Here is a 16,293-nt window from a genome sequence, read left to right on the forward strand (position 1 = left end):
CGGTCAGTTGGCTTGGATGTTGGGGCTGGCGGCCAAGGAAATGGGACTCTCGCTGTGGGTACAAACGCCTGCGGCAACGGATCCAGCCGTCGCGGTTGCTGAGGGGGTCTGCTATGGGGCGATCGCCGATGTGGCAACGACAGCACACCTAGCTAAGCAGGTTGATGTGATGACCTTTGAGAATGAGTTTGTCGATCTCGAGGGGTTGCAGCGCCTTGAACAGCAGGGGGTTTGTTTTTATCCCCGCCTTGCTTCCCTAGCCCCCCTTTTGGACAAGTACCAGCAGCGCCACTTTTTGCAACAACTGGGGATTCCTGTACCGGCCTTTGGCTATTTGGGCGATCGCCCCCCCACCTTGCCCTGTGTGATTAAGACCTGTCGCCACGGCTATGACGGCCAAGGAACATTTGTCATCTCCGATGAGCAGGCATGGCAGCAGTTTCAGCAGCGTTGGCCAGAAATTCCGCCCCAAGGGTTTTTGGTGGAAGCCTTTGTGCCCTATGTCAAAGAACTGGCGATCATGGCGGCGCGATCGCCCCAAGGGGAGATTGCCCTTTATCCCGTGGTGGAGACGCAGCAGGTGGCTGCCATCTGTCGCTGGGTGATTGCCCCTGCCCCGGTTGACCCCCAAGTGAGTGAGCAAATTCAGCAGATTGCCCGCCAAATCCTAACGGCACTTGATGCTGTGGGTATTTTTGGCATTGAGTTTTTCCTCACAGCCACGGGTGAGGTACTCGTGAATGAAATTGCGCCCCGCACCCACAATTCTGGGCATTACACCATTGATGCCTGCATCACGAGTCAATTTCAGCAGCACTTGCGCGCCATTAGTGGCCAGTCCTTGGGCAGTCCCGCCATGCAGGTACCGGCAGCGGTGATGGTAAATCTCTTGGGCTTAGCCGAACCGCAGGTTGACTATGGGGCAAAATGTCAGGCCTTGGCGGCTCTCCCCCACGCGAACCTTCACTGGTATGGTAAAAGTCAAACCTACGCGGGCCGCAAGTTGGGTCATCTTACAGTGCTGTTGGCAGAACCAGCGGCAGCCCTACCCATGATCCAGCACATTGAAGCCCTCTGGTATAGTACGCCTGTTGCTGTGTGACCGTTCCTGCTAATGCGTTCTCACTCCTTTCCTCAGCCCCTTGATCGCGCTGCTTTGAGTGTGTTCCTTGTGGCGCTGGTGCTGACCCTTTTGCTGTTGTGGGGGGGCGATCGCACCCAAGCCCAAGTGCGGGACTTTACATGGCAAAACCGCGATGTGGGGTCTGACGATCGCGCCTTTATCCTCGCCTTTAATCGGCTGATGGATTGGTCATCGGTGGCGGAGCATCTCAAGATTGAGCCACCCCTTGAGGGCAAGGCCAGTTGGTCGGGGCGTCGTTTTGCCTACACGCTGACGCAGCCGATTCCCTACGGTCAAACCTTCAAAGTCTCCCTCGAGGATGCCGTTTCTGTGCCCCAAGGGAAACCGATCAAACCCTTTCAGGGACAGTTTCGCAGTCGCGATCGCGTGCTGGTCTATCTTGGCTCCGGGGTCGAAGAGGGGCGCCTCATCCTCTATAACCTAACGCTGCAACAGAAGACCTTCCTCAGTCCCCCCAATCTACGGGTGTTTGACTTTCAGCCCTATCCTGCTGGCGATCGCATTCTCTTTAGTGCCGGCGAGCGCGGCGAGCAAATGGGCTTTGACCCCCAACTGTACACCGTGACTACCGGGCTATACTTCAATGCCCCTGAAACCCCCCGCCGGCAACCTCGACCCGTGGGCGAAATTTCCCTAATCCTTGACAATAGCGAGTATCAAAACCTGCGCTTTCAGTTGGCCAATGACGGCAGCAAAATTGTGGTTCAGCGGGTAAATCGTCTCCAGCCTGCGGATAGCTCCCTGTGGCTCCTCGATGAAAATTTTCAGCCTCGGCGGCTCAACCAAGCGGCGGCCGGTGATTTTCGCATTGCCCCCGACAACCAGCATTTAATCATTGCCCAAGGGCAGGGGTTAGCGATTGTGCCCCTAGAAGCCGGCAATGGTGAGAGTGACTTTGACTTTTTGCCCCAGTATGGCATGGTGCTGGACTTTAGCCGCGATGGCCGGCAAGTGGCAGCGGTGAAGTTTAACCCCAATTTCTCGCGATCGCTCTATGTGGTGGACATCTTTGGCGAGCATAGAGAACTGCTAACCATCAATGGCTCAATCATTGCTGGTCAATTTGACCCCAAGGGGGAATTTCTCTATGCCATCCTCACCCGCATTGAAGGGGAAGGCCATTACCGCGAAGTTCCCTATCTTGCCCTCTTTGATCTGAAAACCAAGGAACTGTTCAAGCTCAAGGATTTTGACCCGCAGCAGGAACTCTACCTCAGTTTGGCACCCGATGGCCGTACATTGGCCGTTGACTCTGTTGAGGGACGGGAAATGCCCGATGTGGTGGATAATAGCGATCTCTATAGCGAGACTGCCCCCGTCAACCCCAGTCCCAGTGATCTGGCAGAACTGCCCACTGACCCCCAAGCACCCCCCCCGCCACCGCGTCAACTGCCCCCTCAACAGCATCAAATTTGGCTTTTCCCCCTAGAATTAAATCAAGATAAAATTGTCGTTGGGATGCCAGAACCTTTGGCACCCGGCTTGCACGCACGGTGGTTACCCTAACAATGGCAGCAGGAACGGGTCGGGTTGTCCTGAATCACTCTACCCATATTGAAGGCTTGATTCCCGTCTTGGAAAAATTGGCCAAAGTGGCGGGGATTAGTACCCTCACGCCCGGTGTCATTGCCCCTGTCAAAGGGAAATCCCCCCATCTACACCTACGGGTTTCGGTGCCCATCAAAGGTGGGTTTAAGGTGATTGCGCGGCGAGGCAAAACGGTGCAGGAGGTGTTTGTCATTACCCAACTGAGTGAAGCAGAACTCAAGGCTGCTATTGATGCCGTGCTGGCTTCCAAATGATCCATGCTCAAATCCATTGGCCAAGGCTTAGGGAATGAAACGAGCCGCCTGATTTTGCGACGCTTGGGGGAAGCCCTGATCACGCTGCTGTTGGCCTCGGCGTTGAGTTTTGCCATTATGCAGTTGGCACCGGGCAACTATCTGGACAATCTCAAGGCGGATCCCCAAATTTCCTTGGAACGCTTGCAGGAATTGGAGCGGCAATTTGGCCTCGACAAGTCGCCCGTGGAGCAATACTTTCGCTGGCTGTGGCAAATTATTCGCTATGGCAACTTCGGTACTAGTTTTGTCTATCAGCGATCGGTGGCATCGCTATTGTGGGAGCGGGTACCCGCCACCCTCCTGTTGTCCGTAAGTTCCATTCTGCTCACATGGGGATTAGCCATTCCCTTAGGTATTTGGGCAGCGGTGACCCAAGATCGTTGGAGCGATCGCCTGCTGCGGGTCATTAGTTACATTGGCCAAGGGTTTCCCAGCTTCATTACCGCCCTCTTGCTGCTCTTTCTTGCCCAAAGCACCCCTTTGTTTCCGGTGGGGGGCATGACCAGTTTGTTTTACGACGACCTCCCTTGGTGGGGCAAAGTTCTGGATATTGGCTGGCACCTGATTTTACCGACTATTGCCCTCACCCTCACCAGCTTTGCGGGTTTACAGCGGCTCATGCGCGGGAATTTACTAGATGTGCTGCGCCAAAACTACATTCAAACGGCACGAGCCAAGGGACTCCCGGAATCACGGGTGATCTACGTCCATGCCCTACGCAATGCGGTGAACCCCCTCATTACCCTGTTGGGTTTTGAATTTGCCAGCCTCCTCAGTGGTGCTTTTATTGCCGAATTTTTCTTTAACTGGCCGGGTCTGGGGCGCTTAATTTTACAGGCGGTAACTGCCCAAGATATTTATGTCGTCATGGCCAGCCTGATGATGGGGGCAGTGATGCTGATTATTGGCAACCTCCTTGCAGATTTACTCCTGAAATGGGCTGACCCCCGCATTCGGTAACCCCGCAGAACCCAATTTTTACAAAAATCTATGGAGAGGCAACAGCTGAGCAAGGCGCTGGCTGGGCTTTGAGGCAGTAGCACCAATGGAACCATGTACAATGGGGCAAAGAGCAGTTTGAGGCAGTCAGCCATGGGTCTAAACGTGGTTCATCTAGTGGGTCGTGTTGGCAGTGATCCCGACGTTCGCTATTTTGAGTCGGGGAGTGTGAAGTGTCGGCTGACATTGGCGGTGAATCGCCCCACCAAGGACGATCAACCCGATTGGTTTAACTTGGAAATTTGGGGAAAAACCGCTCAGGTGGCTGCTGATTATGTGCGCAAAGGAACGCTGTTGGGTATCAAGGGCAGTCTCAAGTTCGATCGCTGGCAAGACCGCAACACGGGGGCTGAGCGCTCCTCGCCGGTCATTTTAGTTGACCGAATGGATATTCTCAGTTCCAAGCGGGATACGGATCCGAGTGCCGTGCCAGCGGGCTATGTGCCAGAAATGTAGGGATACAATCGAGTTACCTGTTCGTCAAATCACAGTGTCCCTATCGTTGCTGCCATGCCCAATCCTGCCCGAGATTTTTGGCAGTCCATGACTCAAACCGTCACCCAAGCGGTGCAAACGGTACACTCTCGCTTTGATTGGCAACAGGTCTCCCTGCGGGAAAATGCTCGCACGCCCGAGTTATGGGTTGAGTTCAAAGGTCAACGCCAAGTCTTTCCCTTGGTTGGCGATCGCTATGTTATTGGACGTAGCCACAGCCGTGCCGATATTATTGTCGATGCCGAGATTGTCAGTGGTACCCATGCCCGCCTCAAACGGCTCACCCCCACAGGCGTCTTTCAAATCCAAGACTTAGACTCCACCAACGGCATCTATCGCAAACGGCAGCGCCTGAAAACAAGTGAACTGCACCACGGCGATGTCATTACCCTTGGCCCCCCAGAGGTTAAAGGTGCTGTTACCCTCCGCTTCCACAATCCACTCCCCCCTTGGGTTCATGCTGTCACCTACAGCATTTGGGGGGCGATCGGCATCAGTGGCCTTGTAATGGGATTACTAGCTGCCGAAGCTAGCAAAGTGGCGGTGCGTCCCCTGCCTCCGATTGAGCAAGGGCCGATTATTCTCCTCGATCGCCAAGGGGAACTGATCAACCCAGTCGAAGATCGCCCCCACCGCGAACTGCAACGGCTCAATGAGTTTTCCCCTTACTTAGTCCATGGGGTCTTGGCCTCTGAGGATGTGCGCTACTACTGGCACTTTGGTGTTGATCCTCTGGGCATGGCGCGAGCGGTGGTGACCAATCTATTAACCCGCCAAACACGTGAAGGAGCAAGTACCCTATCCCAGCAGTTGGCACGTACACTCTTTCGTTCCCATGTGGGGATGGATGAGAGCCTCGGCCGCAAGTGGCGCGAAATGGCGGTTGCCCTGAAGCTGGAATTTTTCTACAGCAAAGAGGAGCTGCTGTTGGCCTACCTCAACCGCGTGTATCTGGGCTTAGGCAATCGCGGCTTTGAGGATGCGGCGCAATTCTACTTTGATAAGCCTGCCAAAGACTTGACACTCAATGAGGCCGCCACCCTAGTGGGGATTCTGCCGGCACCGAACCGCTTTAACCCGGTGCGCGACTACGATGCGGCGGTGGATTATCGCAATCGGGTCATTTTGCGCATGGTGCAGCAGGGCTACATCAGCAAAGAAGAGGGCGATCGCGCCCGTCGCTCCCGCATTGAAATTAGTCCCAAGGCGCGGGAATTGCTCACCTCCCAGCGCTTTCCCTACTACACGGATCATGTCTATCAGGAACTTGCCCAACTCCTCGGTGAAAACCTCGCCCAAGAGGGCAACCTGATTGTGGAGACAGGCCTAGACCCCCGCTGGCAAGAACTGGCCGAAACCAGTCTGCGCAATTTTATCACCAGCACTGGCAGCGCCTATGGGGTTCATCAGGGGGGACTGATTACCCTGCGGCCGAGGGATGGTTTGATTCTTGCCCTCGTGGGTGGCGTGGATTACCAAAAAAGCCAGTTTAACCGTGCCACCCTTGCCCTGCGTCAACCGGGCTCCACATTCAAGGTGTTTGTCTATACCGAAGCCCTCCTGCAAGGCCATAGGGCTGGTGAAACCTTTTCCTGCGCGCCCGTCTTCTGGCAGGGGCAACAATTTGAGGGCTGTCGTGCAGGCGGTGGTGCGATGGATTTAGCCACAGCGTTAGCCCTTTCCGAAAATCCGATTGCTTTACGTCTTGCCCAAGCCGTTGGTTTGGAGGCCACCATTCGATTGGCCAGAGCAATGGGGATTACGACGCCTCTGCAAGCGGTGCCCGGCCTTGTTCTCGGTCAAAGTGAAGTCACCCTCCTTGAAATCAGTGGTGCCTTTGCCGTACTCGCCAATGAAGGACAGCGCATTCCGCCCCATGCCATTGTTTCGGTGCGCGATGGCGGTGATTGTAAAAGAACAAACGACTGGCAGACCTGTCGCCTGATCTATGCCGCGAGTGATGAAAGGCCTCAACGGGTGCTCGACCCAGCGATCGCCAATGAAATGACGCGTTTGCTGACCGCTGTTGTCAGCCGGGGGACGGGTCGTGCCGCCGCCATTGGCCGTTCCGTGGCGGGCAAAACGGGCACCACGAATGATGGCCGCGACCTTTGGTTTATTGGCTACGTGCCCGCTGCTGATGTCCTCACCGGAATTTGGCTGGGCAATGATGATAATAGCCCCACCCAAGGCAGTAGTGGGTTGGCTGCCGCTCTTTGGGGCGAATATATGGGGCGTGCCCTAAACTAGAGTTCCTTGGGAAAGAAACGCACCGCTTGCGCGGCCACTTTCACAGGGGTACCAACGGGTAAATTCACAGCAAGGGGCTGGCGGGCGTGGAGATCTTGACCGGAGGGCAGTTGAATACAGTAGCGATACTCGCGACCAAGGAACTGGCGATCGCGAATCACAAAGCAGCTGGTTGCCGCAGTGTCTGGCTGCAATTGCACATCCTCTTCCCGAATCATCACCTCCCCTTCCCTCTTGGGGAGTGCTTCCGGCAGGGGAAAGACACCAACATCCGTGCGCACCTGAGACCCTTCGGCACAGGCCGGCAAAAAGTTGGCTTGGGTAATGAAGCCTGCCACAAATCGCGAGGCCGGCTGGCAATAAATGTCTTGGGGGTTACCCACCTGCTCAATCTTGCCTTGACGCATCACCGCTAAGCGATCCGACAGACTCAGGGCTTCCTCCTGATCATGGGTAACAAAAATTGCCGTTGTCCCTGTGCCCTTGAGAATGGTGCGTAATTCTTCCCGCAGTTGCAGTCGCACTTGGGCATCCAGATTACTCAGGGGTTCATCGAGGAGAATCACCGCTGGTTGGGGGGCGATCGCCCGCGCCAAGGCAACTCGTTGCTGTTGGCCACCCGACAACTCATGGGGATAGCGCTTTTTCAGATCCGCCAGCTGCACTAGAGCCAAAACTGCTGCCACCCGCTCCTGAATTTGCTGCTTGCTCAGGCGTTGTTGTTGCAAACCAAAGGCAATATTCTCCGCCACCGTCAAATGGGGAAACAGGGCAAAGTCCTGAAAGACCATGCCCAAAGACCGTTGCTCAGGGGGCACAAAGACATTTGCCGCTGCCACACAGCGATCGCCCACCCAAATTTCCCCAGCATCTGGCGTGTCCAGACCGGCAATTAAGCGCAGTAGCGTTGTCTTACCGCAACCCGAAGGCCCCAACAGCCCGAGAATTTCCCCCTCATGGACACAGAGGCTCACATCGCAAATCGCAGCAAAGCGGCCAAAGGATTTATGTAAGTGCTCAACCCGGACGGCTGTTTGAAGCGTTGGCATCAGGGAAAGTGTGGTCATGATCACCCAGAAAGCGAACTGTCTGCAATCAGTAAAGCGAAGGAGCACCCACTGCATTAGGAATTATTTGCAGTACAGCCCTTTTCTGAAATATTGGGTACGTCAGGTAAGTGAAATGCTGACCCACACGCGCTTTCGCAGTGCTAAGCATATTCATCCCTGTGAAAAGGGCTGTAACTAGTGCTCCTCATATTCTGGCACAAAAGTCCTCGCTTGTTGCAGAGATTTTGCAATTGCTACGCTCGCTGCCTAGGTTGCCACCCGCATCTAACTAGCATTGAGAATTCGCTGCACAATTTGCAGACCCGTCACCGCCTGCCAACCAAAAAGGATCACCAGAAACAGGTTGAGGGTCATGTGCAGGGCTCGAGCAGTCTCACTGCCCTTTTGCATAAAGGGAACTAAGCTAGCGGAAAGGGCAATCAGAGCCGTCATGGTCAGACCCACAATCAAGTGCGGTCCGACAAAGAGCTTGCCATTATTGATGTAGGTGACCGCCATCCCGCCAATCGTCCCCATGACCATCAAAGCCAATAGGATGGCGCCAACTTGGTGGTGTTTGATATTTACCTTGGATTGGATCAGTGCTTTCTTTTCCTCGCCGCTGAGGGAGCGTAGGCGACGGGTTTGAATCCCTAAATACATGGCATAAAGCGTGAGCGCAAAAAGAATCCACATCAGCACCGGGTGGGCAAAGGTAATCACCGGCTTAAGAGACTCAGGAATTTCAATCATTGTTTTCGTGAACAGAACTCGGCAGGCAAAGCATTCATCGAAAGTTTGCTTTTCATATCGTAATACAGCCCTTTTCTAAAATATGGCCTACACCAAGGGGGCGCGAGGCTTCCGTAATTTTGACTGCTGCCAGTGTGTTCCATCCCCGCGAAAAGGGCTGTAGGGTTTACCCATCTGTTCTAAAGATGACAAAACGTTAGACTGAGAGCAGGACCTCTCCTTCGGTGTGTCAATCCTTGGGAACACAATTTATGATGAAAACTTTTTGGCAACGTCTCAAATCTGTGACAGCAATTGTGGCAGTGGGGGTATTGATTGCCCATCTTGTCCTTGACAGTGGTGCCGCATGGGCAGCCCGCAGTGGTGGACGTGTCGGGGGTGGCTCCTTTAGTCGTCCGGCGCCCGCCCGTTCCTACCGTGCCCCCCGCAGTGATTACGGCGGCTATGCTCAGCCTGTTCCAGTCTATGGCGGTGGTTTTGGCTTTCCCTTCCTGATTCCCTTCTTTGGTTTTGGCGGTGGCTTTGGCGGCCTATTCACGATCATCATGATTGGTGTGCTGGCCAATATTTTGATCTCCACCTTCCGCAACTTCCGCAATAGCGGCGATGACTCAGAGATCTACCAAGACAACCCCGTGGTCTCGCTGCATACGCTGCATGTGGGACTCCTCGCCCAAGCTCGCGAACTCCAAGAGGAACTGAATCAACTAGCGCTCACCGCTGATACCCAAAGTCCCGAAGGTCTCACCAAAGTGCTGCAAGAGGCAACGCTTGCTCTGCTGCGCCATCCCCAATACTGGGTTTATGCCCACGCCAGCAGCCAAGAAACGAAACTGCTGCAAGCGGAAACAGCCTTTAACCAACTGGCGCTTGCGGAGCGCAGCAAACTCAGTGCAGAAACCCTCTCCAACTACCGCCGTGAAATTAAGCAGACAGCGATCGCCCCTGTGGTGAGCAATGATGTGGGTGAATATATTGTTGTAACTTTGGTGGTGGCTGCCACGGGTCGCTTGAAACTGCCCGCAGTCAATAATGACCTAGAGCTACGGCAAGCGCTGCAACAGTTGGGAGGCATTGGTAGCGATCGCCTACTGGCGGTCGAATTGCTCTGGCAACCCCAAGCCATTGGTGACACCCTCACTGCTGATGAGTTGCTAATGGCCTATCCACAACTGAAGCACCTCTAACCCCTAGGCCCCCTGAGCGGCTAAATGTACCGCGCCCCGCAATCCCACCTCTGGATTCGTAATCACTGCAACGTACAACTGCTCCATCAGGGGGCGAAATCGTCCCTTACTCACAAACCCTTGGCGAAACGTGCCATCGGTCATTTTCGGCAGAATTTTCGGGGCAATCCCTCCGGCAATCAGCACCCCCCCCAAGGGCAAACTTTTCAGGGCAAGGTTGCCAGCCTCTGCCCCATAGGCATCCACAAACATCCGTAAGGCTTCTGCACACAGAGGATCCCCCTCAAGGCCGTATTGACTGATCACGGCGGCGCGATCCTCCACCTCTGCCATGGCTGCTGCAACCACTGCTGATTCGGGAGCAAAGTGGACACTCTTGAGATACTCGTAAATTGCCACTAGCCCCGCGCCAGAAACCACCCGTTCCACAGAAACTCGCTCGTAGGTTTGCCACAAATAGCGCAATAGACCCATTTCCTGTTCATTGCGGGGTGGAAAGTCGGTGTGGCCGCCCTCTAGGGGCATCACTTGGTAGCGATCGCCCTGCCAAATCATCAGTGCTTCCCCTAATCCAGTACCTGCTCCCAATAGGGCAATAGGCGCCTGGGGGCGCCGCGGTCGCTCCTGAAGGACAACAAAATCCGTCGGCGGTAACACCAATGCACCATAGGCCACGGCTGCAAAATCATTCAGCAGCGTCACGCAAGGGATCTGCAATGCCGTTTCTAATTCAGCACCACTGACCCGCCAGCCCAAATTGGTTACCTGAGCCACTTGGTCAATCACAGGCCCCGGAATCCCCAGACAAGCCCGCTGGGGATGGGCAGGACTCTCCTTGAGGAACATTTGCAAAAGAGCTGTCAAGTCAGGGAAATCGCGGCTGGCGTATTTCGCCCTGTGGAGCAAATGCCAATCGCTACCCACCACATCCCATAACTCGATGAGAGTTTTTGTGCCACCCACATCGGCGCCAAGTACAACGGTCATTGCCCACCCCTTGCTAACTCACGCTATGGGCTAACACTCGCTGCATCACGAGGGCGTAGGCATCCTCAATGGCGCCCAAATCTTGGCGAAAACGATCTTTATCGAGAATGCGCTTCTCAGGATCACTTTCATCCTGATTCCAGAGGCGGCAACTGTCGGGACTAATTTCATCCGCCAAGAGAATCTCCCCCGTCGGACTGCGGCCAAACTCCAGCTTAAAGTCCACCAAGGTAATGCCACACTCAGCAAAAAAGCGACTGAGATGGGTATTGACGGCCAAGGCCATTTCCTTGATTCTTGCGACTTCCTCATCTGTGGCAATCTGCAATAGGCGCAGGCGATCGCCCGTGAGCAGCGGATCACCAAGATCATCATTCTTGAGGTAAAACTCCACCAAGGGGGGATTGAGTTCTAATCCCAAGGGCAATCCCGTCTGCCGACAAAGGCTTCCCGCTGCCCGATTGCGCACCACCACCTCAAGGGGAATAATCTCTACTCGCCGAATGTGCATCTTGTTTGGCGCCACTTGGGCAATAAAATGGTTGGGGATGCCCTGAGCCGCCAGATACCGAAACAAATGGCTGGCGATCGCGCAGTTCATCACTCCCTTGTTTTGGATCGAGCCGCGCTTCTGAGCATTAAAGGCGGTGGCATCATCCTTGAACGCCGCCAGCAAGATGTCTGGATCCGCTGTGGCATAAATAATCTTTGCCTTGCCTTCGTACAAGGGAGAGAACTGAGTCATAAAAATGAGGTGCGTCTAAAAGCCAGATCTAGCCTAGCAAAGGCAGTCCCCCAATCCACAGCAGCTTGCTATAGGATAATCCCAATGGCTAAACCCCTCTTCGGCAAATTGGCATAGACTGACGGCAGGAGATAGATAGCGATGCCTCACTTCAGTAATCAACAGGCAGAAAAACTGGCAGAAATTGGTGCCTTCCTCCGCGAAAAGCGACGGGAAGTGGGTCTAAGTCTTGAGGAGTTGGCCGCCAAAACGTTGGTGCGCCAGTCAATCCTTGCAGCCATTGAAAATGCCAACCTTGAGGAGTTACCCGAACCCGTCTATACCCAAGGATTTATTCGCCGTTTTGCCGATGCCCTTGGCCTTGATGGCAAAAGTATTGCCGCCAATTTTCCAACAGTGGCTGACCCTGTGGAGCGCCCCGATAAACCCAGTGTTCCCAAGGGTGGCATAGGTTGGCAGTTGCGCCCAATTCACCTCTACCTGATGTACTTTGCCCTCGTGGCAGCGGCAGTGGCTGGGTTGGCCTATCTCTTTCGTCCCCAAGCCCAAAGCATCACCGATTTAGCCCCCGCACCGACCCCTACCGCGTCCCCCAGCCCCACACCCACCCCCACAGCAGCGGCAACACCGACGCCCAGCCCTACGACCCCTGAAACGGTTGAGGTCAAGTTGTCCCTCTCCGATGCCTCGTGGCTCGAGGTGGAAGCCGATGGTCGAGTTGTCTATGCCGGTATTTTGGAGTCGGGAACAGAGCGCAGTTGGCAAGCCAAGGAACGTTTAATTGTCCGCACGGGGAATGCTGGCGCTGTCAAGGTGAGTGTCAATAATGGTCCGTCCCAACCGATGGGGCAACTGGGAGAAGTGACAGAAAAAGAATTTCTTGCTAGTCAGGCCACTTCAGAGAGGGCAACCACGTCAACAGCACCTGAGCGTACCGTTTCCAACTAGGTCACCCTCAATGGATGCAGCAACCACCTATCAAGTGGGGGGCAGTTTACCCACCACATCGGCAGTCTATGTCCGACGGCAAGCGGATGCGGATCTGTTGGCTGCCCTCACCGCTGGCGAATTTTGCTATATTCTCAATTCGCGGCAAATGGGCAAATCCAGCTTGCGGGTGCAGGTGACGCAGCAATTGATGACAATGGGGTACCGCTGTGCTGCCCTCGACATTACCAAAATTGGCAGCCAAAATATTCAACCCGAGCAGTGGTATGCCAGCTTTGTGGGTGCCCTCATTCAGGGATTTCAGTTAACTGATGTGGTCTCCTTGCGCTCTTGGTGGCGCGATCGCCAGCTGGTGTCACCCATTCAGCGCCTCAGTGATTTCGTAGAAACAGTGCTGCTTGCCCACACCCGTGAACCTCTTGTCATTTTTATTGATGAAATTGATAGTTTGTTGAGTCTGCCCTTTTCCACCGATGATTTTTTTGCTTGGATCCGCGCTTGTTACAACCAACGGGCAGATTATCCCGAATATCAGCGCTTAACCTTTGCTCTCTTTGGCGTGGCCACCCCCGATCAACTGATTCAAGATAAGCAACGCACCCCCTTTAACATTGGTTGTGCCATTGATTTACAGGGATTTACCCTTGCGGAAGCCACCCCCCTACTCAAGGGCATTGCCCATCTTAGCGACAACCCCGATCAACTCTTGGCGGAAATTCTCAATTGGACGGGTGGCCAACCCTTCTTGACCCAAAAACTCTGTCGCCTGCTGCAACACCACGGGTCATTCATGCCAACGTCAACCCTCTCCCAGCAGTTAGCCCAGTTTGTCCAAGAGCATATCCTTCAGGATTGGGAGCGGCAAGATGAACCCGAACACCTCAAGACCATTCGCAATCGCTTGCTGGCTGATGAACAGCGCATCGGTCGGCTCTTGGGTCTCTATCAGCGGGTTTTAGAAACGGGGGGCATTCCCCTTGATGGCAGTAGTGAGCAGCGTGCCCTCGCTCTAACGGGACTGGTGTGTCAGCGCCAAGGCAAATTGCAAGTCTTTAACCCCATCTATGCCCATATTTTTGACGCTGCGTGGGTGGAGCAACAGTTGGCACAACTGCGCCCCTACAGTGAGGAGTTCCAAGCATGGCTGCGCTCTGGGGGGAGTGATAGCTCCCGTCTCCTGCGGGGACAAGCCCTTGAGGAAGCGTTGATCTGGGCCAGTGGCAAAAGTCTCAGTGATCTGGATTATCAGTATCTTTCTGCCAGTCAGGAGGCCAACCAGAAAGCGATTCAAGACACGTTACTGCTCGAGCGCCAAGAAAAGGAGGCGATCAGTGCTGCCAACCGCATTCTCGAGGCAGCTCGCCAAAAAGCCAGTCGTCTGACCCGCCGCGCCCTCATGGCTCTTGGTATTGTTTCTGTGATTTCTCTAGGGGTAGCGGCAATTTTGGCAAAGACCCATGCGAATCTGCAAGCCGCCCAAGAAAGTCTAGCCCTTGAGCAAACCAGTAATGATCTTCTGGAACAGTTTCAAACCCAAGAGTTACCCGCCCTTTTAGCAGGTATTGAGGCAGGACGCCACTTAAAACGACTGGTGGGCGATCGCCCCCTGAGTCAATACCCCACGACGCGCCCCCTCTTTGTGCTCAATTTTTTCCTCGATCACATTCAAGCCCGCAACCAATGGCAGAGTGACAATACCCCCCTGATGGCGGCCTTTTTGACGGCTGATGGTCAGCAGTTCAGCATTAGTGAAAGCGGCCTTGTCGAATTTTGGCGAGTGAACGGCGAGCGACTGAGTGCCCAGTCTTTGGAGATTGGCAATGTCAAACTGGCGCGGATCAGCCCTGCGGGCGATCGCGTGGGTCTGCTCAATAATAAGGGCGAAATTTCCCTGTGGCGTGTCGAACTGCAAAAACTTATCTTTGAACGGCGTTTGCCTGCCTTACCGATCAATAACTTTCGCTTTAGTCCAGAGGGGCAGGAGTTGACGGCCACCACAACTACAGGGGATATGCTGCGTTGGAGCCTTGAAGGGGAATTACTGGCCACTATTCCCACCCCTAGCCAGAGTATCAATAGCTTGAGTTATGCCATCAGGGGCGATCGCTTGGCCACTGCCGATGAAGAAGGCTGGATTCGGGTTTGGTCCCGTCAGGGGGAACTGCTCCAAGCATGGCAAGTCCAAGCCGATCTTCCCGTTCCCCAAACCAGTTTGACCTATCTCAGCAATGGCCAACTGGCGACGGTAGGCAAAGATGGCACCCTCCGCCTTTGGAACACCAAGGGGCAGCAAATCAATCAATGGCGTGTCAGTGCAGCCCCAGTGTATTTTGTGGGTACGTCTCCTGTGGGCTATCGTCTATTGACCCTGAGCACAGATAACACGATGCGTCTGTGGCAGCCAACGGGTGAACTGATTGCTGAGTTGGGGAGTCATGAACGCCTGATCAATACCGTCAGCTTTAATCCAACGGGGTCAGTTCTCCTCAGTAGCGATCGCGGGGGGCAAATGACGCTGTGGTACCTCGATCATCACCGCACGGAACACTGGTTTGCCGATCAAGAAAGTATTTGGACAGTGGCCTTAGATCCCCAAGCAGCCACAGTGGTCACGGGGGGCAAAGATGGTCGCGTCAAGTACTGGCGACGGGATGGCACGCTCCTTGCCACAACCCCAGTTCTCGATCCTCAAGGCATCAACCAAGTGCTCTTTAGTCCCAGTGGCCAGCGGGTGGCGATCGCCACCAAAGGGGGAAAATTAGTGATCTGGAACCTTGCGGATCGCTCCCAGCAAATCTGGCAACTGCCCATCGAGGCTCCCCTCTACACCGTGTCCATGGATCCCCAACGACGGTACTTAGCCGCAGGCGATGAAAAAGGCACTATTTATCTTGTTGACCTCCAGCGGCCAGAGAACATTCAAAAGCGCAAAAGTGAAGGGGAAATTTGGAGCCTCAGCTTCCATCCGACACTCCCCCTGCTGGCGAGTACGGGGTCTGCGGGCACAATTGAGGTCTGGAATTTTGAGGGCGATCGCCTTGCCTATCGCCTGAACCCTGATGCAGGATGGCTGGCCGGTCTTGAATTTAGTGCCAACGGCCAATTCCTAGCGGCGGCTGGCGAAAGTGGCTCCGTCTATTTGTGGTCAATTCACGGCAAAACTGCCCCCAGCAACCCCCGTGTGTTTCGTGCTCACCAGCGGAGTATTGTCAGTCTCGGTCTGAGCCCCGATGGTGAAATGATTGCCACCGCCTCCCCCGATCGCAGTGTGCGGGTTTGGAACCAAAGAGGCCAGCTCATTACACTGATTGATCGTATTTCTGCCATTCCCTACAGCGTTGATGTGAGTGGCCAAGACGAACTTTATGTGGCGATCGGTACCGAGGATGACGAGGTCTTGATTAGCCCACTGGCCACCCTAGGACAGTTATTAACCAGTGCCTGTGACTGGCTCAAGGACTACCGTCAACAAAATCCCGCTGTTGCTCAAGCCTGTCCCTAAACGCTTGCAAGGGAAGCAAGGGGATTCGGAACCTCCTCGCTGGTGAATTGCCCCATTAGCACATACTCCAAGCGCAGCTTCAGCCACTGAATAAATTGCTGGTTGGTGGAGATAATGGCTGCGGCGGGCTGTGGACAACGTCCCTTCTGTTCAGCAAACTGGGGCTGCTCTAAAAACGCCGGCTCGGGCACCAGCCAAAAATCAATCTCCTTACCCTGCTCCCGGTAGTGACGCTGTCGCTCGCGAAACACTTCCTCAAGGGGTTCTTCCTCAGTCAAAAACTTTTTGCTTGCGAGAATGTAATAGTACGTCGCCATAGGGATCTATGCAAAACCACAACATATTCTATACAGTCCTCAGCTTAGCATAGGGGGAACACCTGCCTCCATA

At 54.5% G+C, this 16,293-nt stretch carries 14 protein-coding genes; 9 read left to right on the forward strand and 5 right to left on the reverse strand.

Annotated elements, in window-relative coordinates; genetic code table 11:
* The first annotated feature begins 16 nt into the window (after positions 1–16).
* The 6 genes from QYC28_RS07860 (at position 17) to QYC28_RS07885 (ending at position 6,732) form a co-directional block, all read left to right on the forward strand.
* A complete protein-coding gene (locus QYC28_RS07860) occupies positions 17–1,102 on the forward strand; it encodes a 5-(carboxyamino)imidazole ribonucleotide synthase (RefSeq protein WP_399363215.1) in 1,086 nt (361 codons plus the stop codon).
* A gap of 12 nt (positions 1,103–1,114) precedes the next feature.
* Positions 1,115–2,650, forward strand: a complete 1,536-nt coding sequence (locus tag QYC28_RS07865) for a hypothetical protein (RefSeq protein ID WP_149819744.1) — start codon at positions 1,115–1,117, stop codon at positions 2,648–2,650.
* Positions 2,651–2,652: 2 nt separating this feature from the next.
* Positions 2,653–2,946 (forward strand): DUF2103 domain-containing protein, encoded by a 294-nt coding sequence (locus QYC28_RS07870; RefSeq protein WP_190278328.1) that lies wholly within the window; start codon positions 2,653–2,655, stop codon positions 2,944–2,946.
* A 3-nt stretch (positions 2,947–2,949) separates the two neighbouring features.
* Complete coding sequence (locus tag QYC28_RS07875; RefSeq protein WP_149819749.1) at positions 2,950–3,948, forward strand: ABC transporter permease; 999 nt, start codon at positions 2,950–2,952, stop codon at positions 3,946–3,948.
* A 132-nt stretch (positions 3,949–4,080) separates the two neighbouring features.
* On the forward strand, positions 4,081–4,443 hold the full coding sequence (locus QYC28_RS07880; protein ID WP_286668573.1) for a single-stranded DNA-binding protein: 363 nt from the start codon (positions 4,081–4,083) through the stop codon (positions 4,441–4,443).
* A gap of 54 nt (positions 4,444–4,497) precedes the next feature.
* Positions 4,498–6,732, forward strand: a complete 2,235-nt coding sequence (locus QYC28_RS07885) for a transglycosylase domain-containing protein (RefSeq protein WP_302679264.1) — start codon at positions 4,498–4,500, stop codon at positions 6,730–6,732.
* Here QYC28_RS07885 and QYC28_RS07890 read toward each other — a convergent pair.
* Positions 6,729–7,799 (reverse strand): ABC transporter ATP-binding protein, encoded by a 1,071-nt coding sequence (locus QYC28_RS07890; protein ID WP_226971912.1) that lies wholly within the window; start codon positions 7,797–7,799, stop codon positions 6,729–6,731. The two genes, QYC28_RS07885 and QYC28_RS07890, sit on opposite strands and share 4 nt — an antisense overlap.
* A 267-nt stretch (positions 7,800–8,066) precedes the next feature.
* A complete protein-coding gene (locus QYC28_RS07895; RefSeq protein ID WP_149819757.1) occupies positions 8,067–8,534 on the reverse strand; it encodes a DUF4079 domain-containing protein in 468 nt (155 codons plus the stop codon).
* A gap of 251 nt (positions 8,535–8,785) precedes the next feature.
* Here QYC28_RS07895 and QYC28_RS07900 point away from each other — a divergent pair, with 251 nt between their 5' ends.
* Complete coding sequence (locus QYC28_RS07900) at positions 8,786–9,721, forward strand: DUF1517 domain-containing protein (RefSeq protein ID WP_302679265.1); 936 nt, start codon at positions 8,786–8,788, stop codon at positions 9,719–9,721.
* Between the two features lie 3 nt (positions 9,722–9,724).
* On the opposite strand, the gene QYC28_RS07905 is transcribed toward QYC28_RS07900, so the two are convergent.
* Both QYC28_RS07905 and purC read right to left on the reverse strand, forming a co-directional pair.
* Positions 9,725–10,708, reverse strand: coding sequence for a glucokinase (locus QYC28_RS07905; protein WP_149819761.1), 984 nt, complete (start codon positions 10,706–10,708; stop codon positions 9,725–9,727).
* Between the two features lie 13 nt (positions 10,709–10,721).
* Positions 10,722–11,453: a phosphoribosylaminoimidazolesuccinocarboxamide synthase gene (gene purC, locus QYC28_RS07910; RefSeq protein WP_302679266.1), complete on the reverse strand. Its 732-nt coding sequence runs from the start codon at positions 11,451–11,453 to the stop codon at positions 10,722–10,724.
* A gap of 141 nt (positions 11,454–11,594) precedes the next feature.
* On the opposite strand from purC, the gene QYC28_RS07915 reads away from it, so the two are divergent.
* Both QYC28_RS07915 and QYC28_RS07920 read left to right on the forward strand, forming a co-directional pair.
* Positions 11,595–12,401 (forward strand): helix-turn-helix domain-containing protein, encoded by an 807-nt coding sequence (locus QYC28_RS07915; RefSeq protein WP_149819765.1) that lies wholly within the window; start codon positions 11,595–11,597, stop codon positions 12,399–12,401.
* 10 nt (positions 12,402–12,411) lie between these two features.
* A complete protein-coding gene (locus QYC28_RS07920; protein WP_302679267.1) occupies positions 12,412–15,903 on the forward strand; it encodes an AAA-like domain-containing protein in 3,492 nt (1,163 codons plus the stop codon).
* On the opposite strand, the gene QYC28_RS07925 is transcribed toward QYC28_RS07920, so the two are convergent.
* Positions 15,900–16,220: an MgPME-cyclase complex family protein gene (locus tag QYC28_RS07925; RefSeq protein ID WP_286668575.1), complete on the reverse strand. Its 321-nt coding sequence runs from the start codon at positions 16,218–16,220 to the stop codon at positions 15,900–15,902. The genes QYC28_RS07920 and QYC28_RS07925 overlap by 4 nt on opposite strands.
* Between the last annotated feature and the right edge of the window lie 73 nt (positions 16,221–16,293).

The organism is Thermosynechococcus sp. HY596 (genome assembly GCF_030518715.1).
GTDB lineage: Bacteria > Cyanobacteriota > Cyanobacteriia > Thermosynechococcales > Thermosynechococcaceae > Thermosynechococcus.